The organism is Cyanobium sp. A1C-AMD (assembly GCF_024346495.1).
Taxonomy (GTDB): domain Bacteria; phylum Cyanobacteriota; class Cyanobacteriia; order PCC-6307; family Cyanobiaceae; genus Cyanobium_A; species Cyanobium_A usitatum.
On the sequence record NZ_JAGQDB010000065.1, the window covers coordinates 1 to 13,737 of the forward strand.

The following is a 13,737-nucleotide window of genomic DNA, read 5'->3' on the forward strand; positions in this document are numbered from 1 at the left end:
AACTTCACCAACTTCATGGATGGCCTTGATGGCCTAGTAGCCGGTTGTATGGCCGTCGCCCTGGCAGCAGTCGCCCTCCGGCTCGCAGCTCCCTGGCCTATCTGGGCCTTGGTGGGTGCCTTGCTGGGGTTCCTGATCTGGAACTGGAGCCCCGCCAAGGTGTTCATGGGGGATGTGGGCAGCACCTTTCTGGGTGCTGTGTTCGTCGGGCTTGCGCTTCAGGCGCCTTCCTGGCCAGGAGCCCTCGGCCTGCTACTGGTAGCCACCCCCCTGCTCGGCGACGCCTTTCTCTGCGTGCCCCGCCGTCTGCTTGCCGGGCAGCGAGTGTTCCAGGCCCATCGGCTTCACCTCTTCCAGCGCCTGCACCAGGCCGGCTGGCCCCATGCCCGGGTCTCCAGTCTTTATATCGGTGCAACGGCTGTGCTGGCCCTCGCTCTTTTGTGGGGTGGCCTGCCCTGGCTAATCACCCTTGCTTTCTTTGAACTATTGCTCGGCGTCTGGCTTGATCAGAGGGTTGCTGTTCCCTTTGCCATCGCATCCCGCAGTTGATGGGCCAGCGCTGGTTAAATCTTGGAGCCGTCGGCCATGGCCGCTCCGTTTGCGATGCCATTGCTGCCAGTGGCGATCACGTCGTGGGCTTTCTCGACGACGCCTTGCCCGCAGGCACCCTGGTGAACGGAACCCCTGTCTTGGTCTCCTGTCTCTCGCCTGGGACCTGAATCGGTTGTTTGAGGCCTCAGATCAGGCCCCAGCCGATCAGGTGGTCGTGGCCATTGGCAATCCGGCCCTCCGTCAAACCTGGCAGCAGGTGCTTGAGCAGGTGACCGCTCCCCTTGGGGAGGTGCTGCATCCCAGAGCAATCGTGAGTGCCACTGCCCAGCTCGGCCCTGGCTCTGTTGTGCTCGCCGGCGCTGTGGTGAATGCCAATGCCTCTCTCCATCAAGGAGTGCTGGTGAATAGCGGCGCCGTTGTCGACCACGACGCCATTTGCGGCGCCTACAGCCAACTCGGTGTCAACGCCGCCATGGCTGGTGCCTCTCGCCTTGGCCCGCTCGCTTGCCTGGCCCCAGGTGAAGTGCTCAACTGCCGCCAAACCCGTTACGCCGCGCTGGAACTCGCGCCTGGTGCGTCTGATCCCGTAGAAGGCTTGACCCTGAAGCCGTGAAAGCTGCCCCATCCGCCCCAGCCACACCCGAACTGCTGCAGGGCTTCGACACCGCCACCCAGATCACCGCCCTCGTCCACTGGTTGCGCCACCAGCCCATGCCCCGCAGTGCCCTTGGCAGCCAGGGCATTCGCGTTGGCCCGGCCGATTGGCCTACCCCCAGTTCCGGTGAACGCCGCAAGCTCCTTCGCGATGCCCTGCGCCTCACCCTTTGGCGCGCCACTGGGTCCACCGGCGCATGGCTGGCCCCCGAGGTTGTTGCCCGTAAGCGGGCGGATTCTGGGGCTTAGGGGGTGTAGGCCTGCGAGCGGCGTCAACCAGTCCCGAATGCGAACGTATGTACTACGATTGTTGCGTTGTTGTCGCCGGCCTGTGGCGCAGGTCGACCCCGTTTCAGAAACTGCGCCAGACTCAGAGGCAACGCCTGCTTCCCGTCGCCGTTGCGGCTGGTTTGATCTCCAGGGCTGGCTCGAAGTCCTCGCCGGCATTGTGATCGCACTGATCGCCCTCCTCACCTCCTATGACCACATCGCCCTCCCCGCCGGCGCCGCCCTCCAGCTCCCGCAGCAATGGGGCGTCTGGAGCATCGCTGCCTCAGTGGCGCTTGTGGTTGCAGACGCTCAACTGGCGACGGGATCCCGACGTCGAGCAGAAGATCAACGCCTCCAGGCTGAGAACGAAGCAGTTCGAGAGCGAAATCAACGCCTCCAAGCAGAGAACGAAGCAGATCGAGAGAGAAACCGAGCAGCTCAAGAACGAGAACGCGCGGCTCGCAGCAATCGAGTCCAGGCTCGCGCACTTCGAGCGGGAGCACTTGTCCAACTCGAGCCCTCTGTCCTCCACCGACGATTCCTCGCTCTTGTAGTCGCCGAATTGGCCCAGCTTGCCGATGAGCCGGCCTGAGCGTCCTGCTGCCCGCTCGCCAGATCTTGGGTGCTCTGTTGCTTGGATCTTCGGCTGCAGGGTTTTGGCTGGTCTGTCCCTGGATTGTTCCGTTTCCTTCTCCGGTTCCCACCTCCACTGCCGGTAGCGATGTGGTGGTGGTGCTGGATGGTGGCCCAGGTCGCTTCGCCGCAGCCGATCGCATCGGCCACGCGCTGCCTCAGCCCACACCCGAACAGCTCCAGGGCTTCGACACCGCCACCCAGATCACCGCCCTCGCCCATTGGTTGCGCCACCAGCCCTCGCCCCGCAGTGCCAGGGTGTGGATTGCCACCGATCCAGATCACACCGCCCGCGCCGTGATCCTCGCCCGCATTGCCCTTGGCAGCCAGGGCATTCGCGTCGGCCCAGCTGATTGGCCTACCCCCAGATCCGCTGAACGCCGCAAGCTTCTCCGCGATGCCCTGCGCCTCACCCTCTGGCGAGCCACCGGCAGCACTGGCGCCTGGCTTGCTCCCCAGGTTGTTGCCAGCAAGCGGGCCGATTGTGGGGTTTAGGGGGTGTAGGCCTGCGGCCCCGTGAAAGCGGATTAGGAGTTGTTCCGGCTGCAGGTCGTGAGGGCTCTGCTGGTTGGGGAGTTTTCAGCTGCGGATGGCCAGGCCCTTGTTCCGGCGGGATGCGCTTGCAGCTGCGAGGGCAAGCACTATTGATGTGCGCCCCGCGCTGTGTTCCTGCTGACTAGTACAGGTGTATTATTGGCTGAGCGGCGAGGGCTCGGCGTGGGTAGTGTTTTTCTGTTCGACATCCAAGGCTGGATCACCCTGGTCCTGGGCGGCCTGCTGGCGCTGATCACTCTTTTCTCGTCTTACAGCCATGTCCACATCCCCTTCATCGGCGCCGTCGCCCTCAATCAGCAAATCGGAGTATTACTCCTCGTTGCCCTGGTTCCGCCGTTGCTTGGCGATGCTCAACTGGCGACCCGTTGTCGACTACGAGCTGAGAGAGATCGAGTTCGATCGGAGAGAGATCGAGTTCGAGAAGCGGAAGATCGTTCACGAGCAGCGGATGAGTCAGCTCGAGAGCGAGGACGCGCAGCTGAGGAAAGACGACGAGCAAAGGAAGATCGAGCACGAGCGGCGAATGAAGCAGCTGAAGAGCGAGAACGAGCGGCTCGCCGAGCTCAACGCCAAGCTCAGTGCAATCTTGTGCAGCTCCGCCACCAGCTCGAACCCAACCAACCCAATGCCCAACGAGTCCGAGATGTGATTTCCCTGCTGGAGGAGTACGGCGGGTTTGCTTGAGGGGTCCATTGCCCAAGGGAAATCCACTACTCCTATGTCATCGCCGTTACCGAAGACTGCGCCCAGGCTTGCTTGGTAAAACCAGCTTGATGTTCTTGGTGCATCCCACTATCACCCCCGATTAAATGGCCAACTAGCCGATGTGGTGCGAGCTGTGGTGAAGCGGGCTTGCCGCAGCAGATCGCATCGCCCGCGCCCTGCCCCAGCCGCCTCATCGCCTGCTAATCCGCTGCCCCAGAGGTACGCCCCCGCCCCAGCCCACACCGGAACTCCTCCAGGGCTTTGACACCGCCACCCAGATCACCGCCCTCGCCCACTGGCGGGCCACCGGCAGCGCTGGCGCCTGGCTGGCTCCCCAGGTTGTTGCCCGCAAACGGGCTGATTGTGGGGTTTAGGAGGTGCAGGCCGGTGCGGCGGGCTACCGGTGATTTCACGGATGCTCCGCTAGTTTGCTTGTACTATTCTGTGTTCAGGGTTGGGCTGGCTGCGGTGGTTTTGGGATTTGACTTACAGGGCGCGATCACGCTCATTGTCGGCCTTCTGCTCGCCCTGGTCACACTTTTCACGGGTTATGACCATGTCCACTTCTTTTGGGGCCCAACCCTCCAGCTCAATAAGCAAATCGGAGTTTCTGTCCTCGCTGCCTCGTTGGCGACGCTGGTTGTCGAGGCTCAATTGGCATCCCGTCGTCGAATACGAGATTCGCGAGATCGAATTCGAGCGCAGGGAGATCGAGCACGAGAAGCGGATGAAACAGCTCGAGAGCGAGATCGCGCGGCTCGAGCAAGCCAACTCCAGGCTCGAGCAGTTCGAGCGGGAGCACTTGTCTGGCTCGACCCCACCCCCCTCCACTGGAGATGGCTGTTTTTAATGACAAGCTCAGCTGATTGCCACCGAACTCGCTGATCTCGCTGGCGGTTCACCTCACAAAGCTCACAAACGCCCCTGCTGGTCGACCAAAGCGCCGGTGTTGTTTCGCCAGAGCCTCACCGGTCCGCGGCCGCAGGCCAGGCGGATGCGCTGCTGGATCTCGTGTTCGCTGGTGGAGGAGGCCATACCTCCTGTTGCCGGGCAGGACTACGCGTAGTGGCTCCAGAGGCGCAGCACCTTCACGATCTGCTCCTCCTCCAACACTTGGTAGACGAGGCGGTGCTGAATGTTGATGCGCCTTGAGCAGGCCCCTCGAAGATCGCCGACCAGGGCCTCGTAGGGAGGTGGCTGTTGGTAGGGGTCGACGGCCAGGATGTCCAGCAGGGCCTGAGCTTTCTGCTTGAGAGCAGGGGATGCGGAAGCGAGTTTGCGAGCGTCCTTCTGGGCCTGCTTGGTGAAGAGGACCGTCCAGCTCACCAGCCCAGTTCGCTGCTCAGTTCGGAGACATCGGTCGCCATCCCTTCGAGGATCGACTCGCGCATGCCAGGGATCGAGACCAGATGCAGGGTCTCCTGGATGGCGCGCCAGTCGTCCTGGGACAGCAGCACGGCGTTGCTGCGCTTGCCCGTGATCTGCACCGGCTCGTGGGACTGCCCCACCTCGTCGATCAGGGCATAGAGCCGCTTGCGGGCTTCTGTGGCAGACACCGTGGTCATGACATGGCCTTCACCCGTACGTCAAAGCGTACTGCTGTTTGCCTTGTTGTGCTGCCTTGCAGCCCACACATGCCTGGCCCAGCCGGGTTTGTAGCCGCGTTCCTGCTCGCGCTCCAACAGCTGCTCGAAGGACGGCGTGGCCGGGCCTGCTGGAGCTGGGGGCGGTGCCGATCCGACCCGCTGATCTTGACCAGTTCACCCTCAAGCAGTTGGAGCCCACGGCGCTGCTCATCGCGTTCTTCGGCAAGAAACTGGTGGCCGCAGTCGGGGCAGACCTGTGCGGCACTGGGGCAACTGCAGAAGCAGACCGGGCAGTCCTTGATCGGAATCGAGACGCCCTCCCGGCGGCGGCGGCCAGCCAGGTTCCACGCGCGCTCATCGGTGGGCAGGCCATGACGATGGGCATTGCCGACGTGATCGAGGATCACCGCCTCCTGCTTGCCCGGTGCGGGACGCAGGGCCCGGCCGACCATCTGCAGATAGAGCGACAAGGAAGCGGTTGGGCGCATCAGGATCGCGCCGCCCACTGAGGGGATGTCGGTGCCCTCGGAAATGATCATGCAGCTGGTGAGAACCTCCACCTCCCCGGTGCCGAGCCCGGCGATCAAGCGTTTGCGATCCTCTGCTGACGTGCCGCCGCTCACTGACGCGGCCCTGATCCCCGCAGCGCGGAAGGCACCAGCCATCTGTTCGGCGTGCTCGATCGTGCAGCAAAAGCAGATGGCCGTACCGGGTGAATGCGGCGGCGGTAACCAGTCCACCGGTGATGGCGGCAGCAGCAGCGTCTGCTCGGGGTTCCAGGGGCGGAAGGACTTGGGCTTGACCATGCCCCATTCTCTCGCCAGGATCCATTGCTGCCACTGGGATCTGGGCAGATTTCAGGGCGTCTGTGGAGAGGCCGCGCCCTGATCTATGTGCGACACGCTCCTAGACCTGCCGCGGCGCTCAGGTCACCCCCCTTTTTTGGTGCCGCACGAAAGTCGCGATAGACTGAATGCTGTCGCCCTCGCCCGCCATGGCTTCCGCGCTCCATCCGCCCGCCATCAAGCTCGTCGGCAGCAATGGCCAGATCTCGCTGGGCAAGCAGTACGCCGGCCGCCATGTTCTTGTGGAAGAGCCTGAGCCGGGTGTCTGGATCGTTCGCACCGCCACAGTGATTCCAGACAATGAGCGCTGGTTACACGAACCCGCTGCCGCAGCAGCCCTGCAGGCTGCGATGGTCTGGTCCGCCAGTCACCCACCAGCGGACGCCGCTCTGGATGAAACCCTGATGCGCCTTGGCTGTGATTAAGCCTGAAGGCTGCATCAGGCTGGATCTGAACAACCCGGTGTTTCAGGAGCAGTTGCTCACGCTGCAGAAGGTTGAGCGCCACGCGGCACTCGACACCCTCAAAAAGATCCGCCAGCTCACCTGGAACCAGCTCTATCGCGACCCAGGGATCAAGTGGGAGAAGATCACAAGCATCAAGCCACCGGCTGGAATCGATGCCGTTTACTCGCTGCGGATTAGCCGTTCACGCAGGGGAACAGCGCATCGTGAGGGTGAGTACATGCGGCTACTCACCATTGCCCCGGATCACGACGCGACCTACAGGAGGAAATGATTCATAAGTTTCAGGCTGCAGCAAACTGCACCCCTGTTCGACTCCTAATATCCCCGCCGGTGAAGGAAGCATGGATGCCAGAGCAGGCACCTCAGCCCCTAGCGGGCGACTAGGACGCAGGCGCCTGGCTGGTTCCCAAAGTTGTTGCCCGCAAACTGGCCGATTGTGGGGTGTAGGGGGTTTAGGCCTGCGGCCTTGTGAAAGCGGCTCAGGTGTTGTTCGAGCTGCAGGTCGTGAGGGCTCTGTTGGTTTGAGTGTTCTCGGCTGCAGGTGGCCCAGGTTTTGGTTCCGGCAGGATGGGCTGGTGGCCGTGAGGCCCCCTCCCCTCCCTGCTGAGCAGTACAAGTGTATTATGGTATGAGCGGCGAGGGCTCGGTGTGGGTAGGTTTTTCTGTTCGACATCCAGGGTTGGATCACCCTGATCCTGGGCGGCCTGCTGGCGCTGATCACACTTTTCTCGTCCTACAGCCATGTCCACATCCTCAGCGAGATCGCAGCCCTAGGGCTGCTTTCAGGAGGCTGGTCTGGCCCCTGCTGAGCGGTTGCCGGTGGCTCGTGAACTGGGTGAGACCAGCTTGATGTTCCTTGTGCATTCCACCATCACACCTGAGCCGATGGCCGGCTACGCCTTGCACATCTGCCTCGGTGCCCGCCTCGCCGGCGCGGGTGTTGAACCCTCAGCGGCATTAATGTGGCATGAAGGAGGTTTCGGTATGACACCAGCAACGATTGACCTCAATGGTCTCGACAGAGACATTCGCGCCAATGTGCTGAAACAGCTAACTGCTTCTGGACTGTCCGAACAGCTCTTCGTGAACCAGGTTTATCACGCTTTGGCAGGGGGCCAATTCAGCCTTCTCGATCTTCTGGGCCCAAATGCTGGCACCCTTGAAGCCATGCAAGAGCTGGCCGAGGGGCGAGGAGTGACCGCAGAAAACATTGAACAGTTGTTCGCCAACCTGCATGCGGACGATTGAACGCTCAACACATTTCAAAAAAGACTATAAAAGGTATTTCAAAAGTGTCTACGGCTCGGAGCCAGATGCCCGCCTTAAAGAGGTGATCGGGCATCTTCTGGCCGAACAGCCTCTCCCAATCAGGTTTCGCGACCATCAGCTCAGAGCCAACTGGAAGGGATATCGCGACTGTCACGTCTTCCTGGATTTGGTGCTTATTTATCAGCTCCAGGGCGGTGAGGTGCTTCGGCTTGTTCGTCTGGGATCGCACAGCGAGCTGTCGCTTTGAGTCCTGGCCCAGAGGCATTGGCGATGAGCTTGGTGCCCGAGCAGGTCGCCCGCAAACGCCCGGTCTGTGGACTGTAGGGGGAGCTGCCAACGCGGCTTCCGGCCCCGTGAAAGCCGCTTGAGCGTTGTTCTGGGTGCAGGGCGTGAGGGTGCTGTGGGTTTGGAAGCTTTCAGCTGCCAAGCGACACTGAAAACTGAGCCACTTCCGACATCGAAAACTGAGCCACCCCTGCGCTGCTGCGGGGCTTCGATACCGCCACCCAGATCACCGCCCTTGCTCACTGGTTGCGCCACCAGCCCTCGCCCGCATCGCCCTCGGCAGCCAGGGCATTCGCGTTGGCCCTGCCGATTTGCCTACCCCCAGCCCCGGTGAACGCCGCAAGCTGCTTCGGGATGCCCTGCGCCTCACCCTCTGGCGCGCCACTGGGAGCGCCGGCGCTTGGCTGGCTCCCGAGCTTGTTGCCCGTAAACGGGCGGATTGTGGGGTGTAGGGGTGCGGCGCGACCAATGACCCCATGGAAACTCTACTAGTTTGCTTGTACTATTCTTTGTTCAGGGTTTGGGCTGGCTGCGGTGGTTTTAGGAATTGAACGCCAAGGCTGGATCTCGGTGTTTGCCGCCCTGCTCCTCGCCGCCAGCTACTTGGAACAATCGTCTTACTAAATTGAAATGACCCTGCAAGACCTCCATCGTGGCTGAATGGCTCGTCAACTTTCATTTGGAGCGGCTTCCTGAGGGTGGCTACCTGGCCACCTGTGAAAGCATTCCTGGTCTGGTCGCCCAGGGGCGCACCGTGATGGAGACCCTCGAGATTGCCCGTGATGTAGCCAAAAAGCTTCACGAAGCGCGGCTTGATCGGGGTGAACTTGAAGCTTCTGCTCCCCTCGCGCAGTCCTTTGAGCTTCCCGTTGTCCTGAGCGCGTAGTGGGTCGTCTGTCTGGTTATCGCTACCGCGATGTCACTAAGCGTTTGAAGCTCTTCGGCTTTGCGTTTGACCGCCAAGCAGCTGGTTCCCACGAGATCTGGTACCAACGTTCCGGCAATCGCTACACCACGATTCCGAACCACCCTGGTGACATGCCCGAGGGAACACTTCGCGCCATCTTGCGCCAAGCAGGTATCAGTGTGGAGACGTTTCTAGAGAACTGAGCTGCTAAGCAGCGTTTCTGACCATTGCCAAGGGCCTGAAGGGCCTGGCTCCAGCCGAGGGGCTACCCGTTTCCCGCTTGCTTGGTCAAACCAGCTTGATGTTTTTGGTGCATCCCACCATCACCCCTGAGCAGATGGCCAGTTACGCGGAGGTGGTGCGAACCGTGGTGATGCGAGCTTCCCGCTAGTGCTGCTTGGCCAGAAGCGTCGCCAGGTGTTGGTTGCTCTGTTGCTTGGAACTTCGGCTGCAGGGCTGTGGCTGGCCTGGCCCTGGAAGCGATCTGGTGGTGGTACTGGATGGTGGCTCAGGTCGCTTCGCCGCAGCCGATCGCATCGGCCAATCGCTGCCCTAGAGGCACGCCGCCACCCCAGCCCACCCCCGAACTGCTGCAGGGCTTCGACACCGCCACCCAGATCACCGCCCCTTGCTCACTGGTTGCGCCACCAGCCCTAGCCCCGCAGTGCCTGGTGTGGCTTGCCACCGATCCTGATCACACCGCCCGCGCCGTAGTCCTCGCCCGCATCGCCCTCGGCAGCCAGGGCATTCGCGTTGGCCCTGCCGATTTGCCTACCACCAGCCCTACCGAGCACCGCAAGCTGCTTCGGGATGCCCTGCGCCTCACCCTCTGGCGCGCCACTGGGACCACCGGCGCTTGGCTGGCTCCCCAGGTTGTTGCCCGCAAGCGGGCGGATTGTGGGGTTTAGCCCTTCCCTCACCCACCCTTTCAGCCCCTTTCGCGATTGTGGCAGGGGCTTTTTTTATGGCGTTTCGTTTTCTCCTTTCCAAGCTGTTGCAATCGCCGGTGTGGCTGACGTTGGACCATCAAATCTCATGCTGTTCTAGATTTATTCTGCGAAAGTTAAACAACACATCCTCCTGCAGCGTATCAAATCTTTGAGACCAATTAATCCGTTGACTAGCACCACCAAAGCTCGCAACGTCGGCACCAAGCAAAGCCCCGTGGCGCTGCGCCGTACCTTGATGCAGCTGCCCCCCCTGGGCCGCCGCCTTCTGCTCGGCACCATCGATTTTCTGCTAATCCCCCTGGCGATTTGGCTGAGCTTCTGGCTGCGAACCGCCCATCCCTTCAGCGAGGCCTTATCGAGCTCCCTCTGGTTGTTGCCGGCCACCTGGGCTGTTGGCCTCAGTCTTTTCGCCTTCACCGGTCAATACCGCGGCCTCACCCGCTATGTGAGTAGCACCGCCTTCTATGCGGTGGCAGCGCGCAATGCCGCCATCGTGCTGCTGGTGTATCTGTTCGGCACCCTGCTGCCGGTGCAGATGCCGCCCCGCAGCAGCTGGCCCCTGTTGTGGCTGTTGCTCACCGCCCTCACCGGGGGCGCCCGCTTTGTGTTGCGCGACCTGCTGCTCCAGGCCAGTCAGCCGCCCAGCTCCAACCGGCCGCCGGTGGTGATCTATGGCGCCGGAGCAGCCGCGGCTCAGCTGGTCGCCGCCCTACGCCTGGCCCGCAGCCACACGGTGGTGGCCTTCATCGACGATGCCCCTGAGCTCTGGCGCCGTGAGCTCGATGGCGTGGTGATTCATCCCCCCCAGCTGCTGGCCGAGCTGATCAGCCGCCACCAGGTGACCCAGGTGCTGCTTGCCATCCCCTCCCTCAGCCGCAGCAAGCGCCGTCAAATTGTTCAAGACATTCAGCAGCTCGGTGCCTCGCTTCTTCAGGTGCCCTCGGTGGAGGAGATCACCAGTGGCCGGGCCCGCATCAACACCCTGCGCCCGGTGGCGATCGAAGAACTGCTGGGTCGCGATGTCGTGCCGCCCGATCCCCAGCTGCTCGGCCCTGGTGTGCGCGCTGCGGTGGTGTGCGTCACCGGTGCCGGCGGCTCAATCGGCTCCGAGCTCTGCCGCCAGATCCTGCGGCTTTCTCCCAAGTCCTTGGTGCTGCTCGAGCGCAGCGAGCCAGCCCTCTACGCCATCCACCAGGAGCTGCAGCAGCGCCTGCCCGCCGAGCTCAGCCTGGTGCCTGTGTTGGGCAATGCCGCTGATGCCGCCCTGGTGCAGCGCTGTTTCTCTGAACAGGGTGTGAACGTGGTGTTCCACGCCGCTGCCTATAAGCATGTGCCACTGGTGGAGGCCAATCCCCTGGCGGGCTTGGCCAACAACGTGCAGAGCACCCGCGTGGTGTGTCAGGCAGCCGAGCGCTGCGGGGTGAGCCAGGTGGTTTTGATCTCCACCGATAAAGCCGTGCGCCCTACCAACGTGATGGGCGCCACAAAGCGCGTAGCCGAGCTGGTGGTGCAGGGCTTTGCCAAGCAGGCAAGCCGCCAGGCTGCCTCCAGCCGCTTTGCGATGGTGCGCTTCGGCAACGTGCTGGGTTCCTCAGGCTCGGTGGTGCCCCTCTTCCGTCAGCAGATCGCCGCCGGTGGGCCCATCACCCTCACCCACCCGGAGATCATTCGCTTCTTCATGACCATCCCAGAGGCTGCCCAGCTGGTGCTCCAGGCCTCTGCTCTCGCGGAAGGTGGTGATCTCTTCCTCCTCGATATGGGCGAGCCTGTGCGGATCATTGATCTCGCCCGCCAGATGGTGCGCCTCAGTGGCCTGCGCGTGCGCGATGCCCACCACCCCGATGGCGACATCGAGATTCGCTGCACCGGTCTGCGCCCCGGCGAGAAGCTCTATGAGGAACTTCTGATCGAGGCCAATTCCGACCCCACGGTCCATCCACTCATCTACCGCGCCCGCGAAGCCGCCCTCCCCCCCGAGCAGCTCTGGCCCCAGCTCGATGCCCTCGACGCGGCCATCGCCAGCCAAGATGCAAACGCAGCCCTGGAGCTGCTGGCCCAGCTCGTGCCCGAGTGGCAGCGCAGCGGTGCGTGACGGCCGCAAGGCTGCAGCCCGCATCTCTTTTTGTGGATAAAGTATGCGTTTATGGCCATAAAAAGGAGATTATGCTTTTGTCAGCCTGGCCAACCTGTATTGGCGTCGCAGGTCTGCAGGCTGACCACCAGGCCTCCGGCAGAAGCCAAGCGTGTACAGCCGATGGCGTGACCAGTCATTCGTCCACGGCCGGACTAAGTTTGGTAAATCTGGCCTTAACGGTCGTGCGATCGGTCAACGTCCACCGGGCCAAGATTCAGTTTTCCCGCTTGATCGATCCCGCCCATGCCAAGCGCCAGCCAGATGTGCTCAAGGGCTAGCTTCTTCTTCCGGCGCCGGATGATCTGCTGGCGCCTCTGCCGATCGAGGAGCTTGATGCCATCGAGGAGGGGGCTTTTCTCATCTGATGGCCTTTCTGCTCGATACCTACGCCCTGCTCTGGTGGTTGGCCGAGCCTGAACGACTTCCCCCAGCTGTGCACGCAACGCTGTCGGACCCAAGCCAGCCCGTGTTCATCAGTGCAGCCTCAGCCTGGGAAATAGCCACCAAGCACCGCCTCTGGTGCTTGCCAACCGCCGACGTGCTGTTGCAAGCCGGTTGGCCGCTGCTTCTGGAGCAACAGTTCCTCGAGCCATTCGTTGCTGAGCACTAGCACCGGGCGAGGTCGCCGGGCCCTCGATCGAGCGGTCCACATGGCTTCGGCGGGTGGCATCGCGTTCTCAGGATTGCTGACCGAAGCGCGGTAGGGCCGCCTCTGCGGCGTAAGGGTGGTTCTTCCCCGTACGCTATCCGTACGGTTCGATTGAGCTACTGCCCATGGTCGTTTCTTCTTCGCGCCCCTCTCGGCGGAGCAGAAAGCCTGCAGGCCGTTCCAAAACCAGTCGAATCGAGCTGCGCACCACCCTGGAAGACCGGGATCTCTTGGACAGTGCCGCTGCTGCCCTCGGGCTTGATCGCAGCGCCTTTGTTCTGACCCACGGGCGCTTGGCCGCCCAGCGTGTTCTGGCAGACCGTGTGGTGCATCGCGAGCGTGTCCATCAAGCCCGTTGCCTTGCTGGCGCGTCTCGGGGTGGATGAAGCGTATGAGGGCCATGGACTTGGAGCGGCGTTGTTGCTGGATGTGATCCTGCGGGTGGCCAATCTCAGTGAGGCTATTGGTTGTCGTGGCTTGCTGGTGCATGCCGAATCCAAAGAAGCGCGGGCTTTTTATGAGCACCTCATCCCCGAATTGCAGCGTTCGCCTACAGACCCCATGCATCTCTTTCTGCCACTGAAGGACATTGTCCGCACCCTTCAGTAACTCCCCAAGGCCGATTCAGCTTGCGATCCCTTCAAGCCAGTGCAAGGCATTGCAGATCGCTGAAGCGTTCGAAATCGCGATGAAAGCTCCCGAGTCGCCAGCCATCGCAGACAGGTGCCGCCAGGCTCACCCCAGGCTGCCGACTTAGCATGAGCTGACCAGCCGAACTGCGGCGATGACGCTCACCACCGTTTCTCCAGCATCTGGTGAGCCTCGAGCGCTGGCAGGCCCTCACGCTCGAGCAGCAGCGGCGCTTTGCTGCCCTCTGCCCCGACCTGGTGGTTGAGCTCTCCAGCCCCACCGACGAAGGTCCGCGTGGCCTCACCGCTCTGCGCCGAAAGATGACGGCCTGCCAAAGCAATGGTGCCCGTCTCGGTTGGTTGCTCATTCCCGATGAGCGGGCTGTGGAGGTGTGGCCCGCTAGCGGTGAATCGCAGCGCCTGGAGCAGATCGAGCTGCTGAATGCCGGCCCCGAGTTTCCTGGCTTGCAGTTGCAGCTGGCCGAGATCTGGGCGGGCTGAACGCCTCACCCAGGGCAATCATCTGCACGAACATGCTTTGCGCCCCACCCATGGCGATTCTGTACAGCGTGTACTGCGAGTATCAGTTCACCCCCGCCAGCGGCGTGACCCGCTTTTGTACTGGCCTCGTGCCTTGTTTCTGATTT

Annotated in this window: 27 protein-coding genes and 1 pseudogene; 22 read left to right on the forward strand and 6 right to left on the reverse strand. The window is 62.4% G+C overall.

Annotated elements, in window-relative coordinates:
* The 4 genes and pseudogenes from KBY74_RS10480 to KBY74_RS10495 form a co-directional block, all read left to right on the forward strand.
* A pseudogene (locus tag KBY74_RS10480) lies at positions 1-549 on the forward strand (glycosyl transferase); the annotation flags it as partial.
* The gene (locus KBY74_RS10485; protein ID WP_254942652.1) at positions 549-719 is read left to right on the forward strand and encodes a hypothetical protein; all 171 of its coding nucleotides are present in this window, start codon (positions 549-551) and stop codon (positions 717-719) included. The pseudogene KBY74_RS10480 and the gene KBY74_RS10485, both read left to right, overlap by 1 nt.
* Positions 720-724: 5 nt before the next feature.
* On the forward strand, positions 725-1,165 hold the full coding sequence (locus KBY74_RS10490; protein ID WP_254942653.1) for a hypothetical protein: 441 nt from the start codon (positions 725-727) through the stop codon (positions 1,163-1,165).
* On the forward strand, positions 1,162-1,455 hold the full coding sequence (locus tag KBY74_RS10495; RefSeq protein WP_254942654.1) for a hypothetical protein: 294 nt from the start codon (positions 1,162-1,164) through the stop codon (positions 1,453-1,455). The genes KBY74_RS10490 and KBY74_RS10495 overlap by 4 nt, the downstream gene beginning before the upstream one ends.
* Positions 1,456-1,576: 121 nt before the next feature.
* Here KBY74_RS10495 and KBY74_RS10500 read toward each other — a convergent pair whose 3' ends face one another.
* Positions 1,577-1,735 (reverse strand): hypothetical protein, encoded by a 159-nt coding sequence (locus tag KBY74_RS10500; protein WP_254942655.1) that lies wholly within the window; start codon positions 1,733-1,735, stop codon positions 1,577-1,579.
* Positions 1,736-1,775: 40 nt separating this feature from the next.
* Between KBY74_RS10500 and KBY74_RS10505 the strand changes: the two genes are divergently transcribed.
* The 3 genes from KBY74_RS10505 to KBY74_RS10515 all read left to right on the forward strand — a co-directional run bounded on the left by KBY74_RS10505 (position 1,776) and on the right by KBY74_RS10515 (position 3,313).
* On the forward strand, positions 1,776-2,030 hold the full coding sequence (locus KBY74_RS10505; protein WP_254942656.1) for a hypothetical protein: 255 nt from the start codon (positions 1,776-1,778) through the stop codon (positions 2,028-2,030).
* A 76-nt stretch (positions 2,031-2,106) separates the two neighbouring features.
* Positions 2,107-2,604, forward strand: coding sequence for a YdcF family protein (locus KBY74_RS10510; protein WP_254942657.1), 498 nt, complete (start codon positions 2,107-2,109; stop codon positions 2,602-2,604).
* Between the two features lie 316 nt (positions 2,605-2,920).
* The gene (locus tag KBY74_RS10515; RefSeq protein ID WP_254942658.1) at positions 2,921-3,313 is read left to right on the forward strand and encodes a hypothetical protein; all 393 of its coding nucleotides are present in this window, start codon (positions 2,921-2,923) and stop codon (positions 3,311-3,313) included.
* Positions 3,314-3,569: 256 nt separating this feature from the next.
* Here the strand turns inward: KBY74_RS10515 and KBY74_RS10520 are convergent, their stop codons facing one another.
* Positions 3,570-3,782 (reverse strand): hypothetical protein, encoded by a 213-nt coding sequence (locus tag KBY74_RS10520; protein ID WP_254942659.1) that lies wholly within the window; start codon positions 3,780-3,782, stop codon positions 3,570-3,572.
* A gap of 227 nt (positions 3,783-4,009) precedes the next feature.
* On the opposite strand from KBY74_RS10520, the gene KBY74_RS10525 reads away from it, so the two are divergent.
* Positions 4,010-4,219, forward strand: coding sequence for a hypothetical protein (locus KBY74_RS10525; protein WP_254942660.1), 210 nt, complete (start codon positions 4,010-4,012; stop codon positions 4,217-4,219).
* 62 nt (positions 4,220-4,281) lie between these two features.
* Here the strand turns inward: KBY74_RS10525 and KBY74_RS10530 are convergent, their stop codons facing one another.
* Genes KBY74_RS10530 through KBY74_RS10545 form a run of 4 tightly spaced genes read right to left on the reverse strand, consistent with a single transcriptional unit; the run spans position 4,282 to position 5,761 of the window.
* Positions 4,282-4,404: a hypothetical protein gene (locus KBY74_RS10530; RefSeq protein ID WP_254942661.1), complete on the reverse strand. Its 123-nt coding sequence runs from the start codon at positions 4,402-4,404 to the stop codon at positions 4,282-4,284.
* Positions 4,405-4,425: 21 nt separating this feature from the next.
* Positions 4,426-4,695 (reverse strand): Txe/YoeB family addiction module toxin, encoded by a 270-nt coding sequence (locus tag KBY74_RS10535; protein ID WP_254942662.1) that lies wholly within the window; start codon positions 4,693-4,695, stop codon positions 4,426-4,428.
* Positions 4,692-4,934 (reverse strand): type II toxin-antitoxin system Phd/YefM family antitoxin, encoded by a 243-nt coding sequence (locus KBY74_RS10540; RefSeq protein ID WP_254942663.1) that lies wholly within the window; start codon positions 4,932-4,934, stop codon positions 4,692-4,694. Before KBY74_RS10540 ends, KBY74_RS10535 begins: the two co-directional genes overlap by 4 nt.
* A complete protein-coding gene (locus KBY74_RS10545; protein ID WP_254942664.1) occupies positions 4,931-5,761 on the reverse strand; it encodes a DEAD/DEAH box helicase in 831 nt (276 codons plus the stop codon). Before KBY74_RS10545 ends, KBY74_RS10540 begins: the two co-directional genes overlap by 4 nt.
* 188 nt (positions 5,762-5,949) lie before the next feature.
* Between KBY74_RS10545 and KBY74_RS10550 the strand changes: the two genes are divergently transcribed.
* From KBY74_RS10550 to KBY74_RS10615, 14 genes are all read left to right on the forward strand, one after another.
* Positions 5,950-6,225, forward strand: a complete 276-nt coding sequence (locus KBY74_RS10550; protein WP_254942665.1) for a hypothetical protein — start codon at positions 5,950-5,952, stop codon at positions 6,223-6,225.
* The gene (locus tag KBY74_RS10555; RefSeq protein ID WP_254942666.1) at positions 6,212-6,538 is read left to right on the forward strand and encodes a hypothetical protein; all 327 of its coding nucleotides are present in this window, start codon (positions 6,212-6,214) and stop codon (positions 6,536-6,538) included. The genes KBY74_RS10550 and KBY74_RS10555 overlap by 14 nt, the downstream gene beginning before the upstream one ends.
* A 548-nt stretch (positions 6,539-7,086) precedes the next feature.
* Positions 7,087-7,515, forward strand: coding sequence for a hypothetical protein (locus KBY74_RS10560; protein WP_254942667.1), 429 nt, complete (start codon positions 7,087-7,089; stop codon positions 7,513-7,515).
* Complete coding sequence (locus tag KBY74_RS10565) at positions 7,502-7,783, forward strand: type II toxin-antitoxin system YafQ family toxin (protein ID WP_254942668.1); 282 nt, start codon at positions 7,502-7,504, stop codon at positions 7,781-7,783. The genes KBY74_RS10560 and KBY74_RS10565 overlap by 14 nt, the downstream gene beginning before the upstream one ends.
* Before the next feature lie 349 nt (positions 7,784-8,132).
* Positions 8,133-8,273 (forward strand): hypothetical protein, encoded by a 141-nt coding sequence (locus KBY74_RS10570; RefSeq protein ID WP_254942669.1) that lies wholly within the window; start codon positions 8,133-8,135, stop codon positions 8,271-8,273.
* A gap of 200 nt (positions 8,274-8,473) precedes the next feature.
* Positions 8,474-8,707, forward strand: coding sequence for a type II toxin-antitoxin system HicB family antitoxin (locus KBY74_RS10575; protein WP_254942670.1), 234 nt, complete (start codon positions 8,474-8,476; stop codon positions 8,705-8,707).
* Positions 8,707-8,931, forward strand: coding sequence for a type II toxin-antitoxin system HicA family toxin (locus KBY74_RS10580; RefSeq protein ID WP_106501047.1), 225 nt, complete (start codon positions 8,707-8,709; stop codon positions 8,929-8,931). Before KBY74_RS10575 ends, KBY74_RS10580 begins: the two co-directional genes overlap by 1 nt.
* A 255-nt stretch (positions 8,932-9,186) precedes the next feature.
* Positions 9,187-9,636, forward strand: coding sequence for a YdcF family protein (locus tag KBY74_RS10585; protein ID WP_254942671.1), 450 nt, complete (start codon positions 9,187-9,189; stop codon positions 9,634-9,636).
* A gap of 208 nt (positions 9,637-9,844) precedes the next feature.
* On the forward strand, positions 9,845-11,770 hold the full coding sequence (locus KBY74_RS10590; RefSeq protein ID WP_254942672.1) for a nucleoside-diphosphate sugar epimerase/dehydratase: 1,926 nt from the start codon (positions 9,845-9,847) through the stop codon (positions 11,768-11,770).
* A 167-nt stretch (positions 11,771-11,937) separates the two neighbouring features.
* Positions 11,938-12,090, forward strand: coding sequence for a hypothetical protein (locus KBY74_RS10595; RefSeq protein ID WP_254942673.1), 153 nt, complete (start codon positions 11,938-11,940; stop codon positions 12,088-12,090).
* 86 nt (positions 12,091-12,176) lie between these two features.
* Positions 12,177-12,422, forward strand: a complete 246-nt coding sequence (locus KBY74_RS10600; protein WP_254942674.1) for a hypothetical protein — start codon at positions 12,177-12,179, stop codon at positions 12,420-12,422.
* A 164-nt stretch (positions 12,423-12,586) separates the two neighbouring features.
* On the forward strand, positions 12,587-12,847 hold the full coding sequence (locus tag KBY74_RS10605) for a DUF1778 domain-containing protein (protein ID WP_254942675.1): 261 nt from the start codon (positions 12,587-12,589) through the stop codon (positions 12,845-12,847).
* Positions 12,801-13,070 carry an N-acetyltransferase gene (locus tag KBY74_RS10610; protein WP_254942676.1) on the forward strand — a complete coding sequence of 90 codons (270 nt, stop codon included), beginning with the start codon at positions 12,801-12,803 and terminating at the stop codon, positions 13,068-13,070. The genes KBY74_RS10605 and KBY74_RS10610 overlap by 47 nt, the downstream gene beginning before the upstream one ends.
* Positions 13,071-13,276: 206 nt before the next feature.
* A complete protein-coding gene (locus tag KBY74_RS10615; protein ID WP_254942677.1) occupies positions 13,277-13,591 on the forward strand; it encodes a Uma2 family endonuclease in 315 nt (104 codons plus the stop codon).
* The last annotated feature ends 146 nt before the right edge of the window (positions 13,592-13,737 follow it).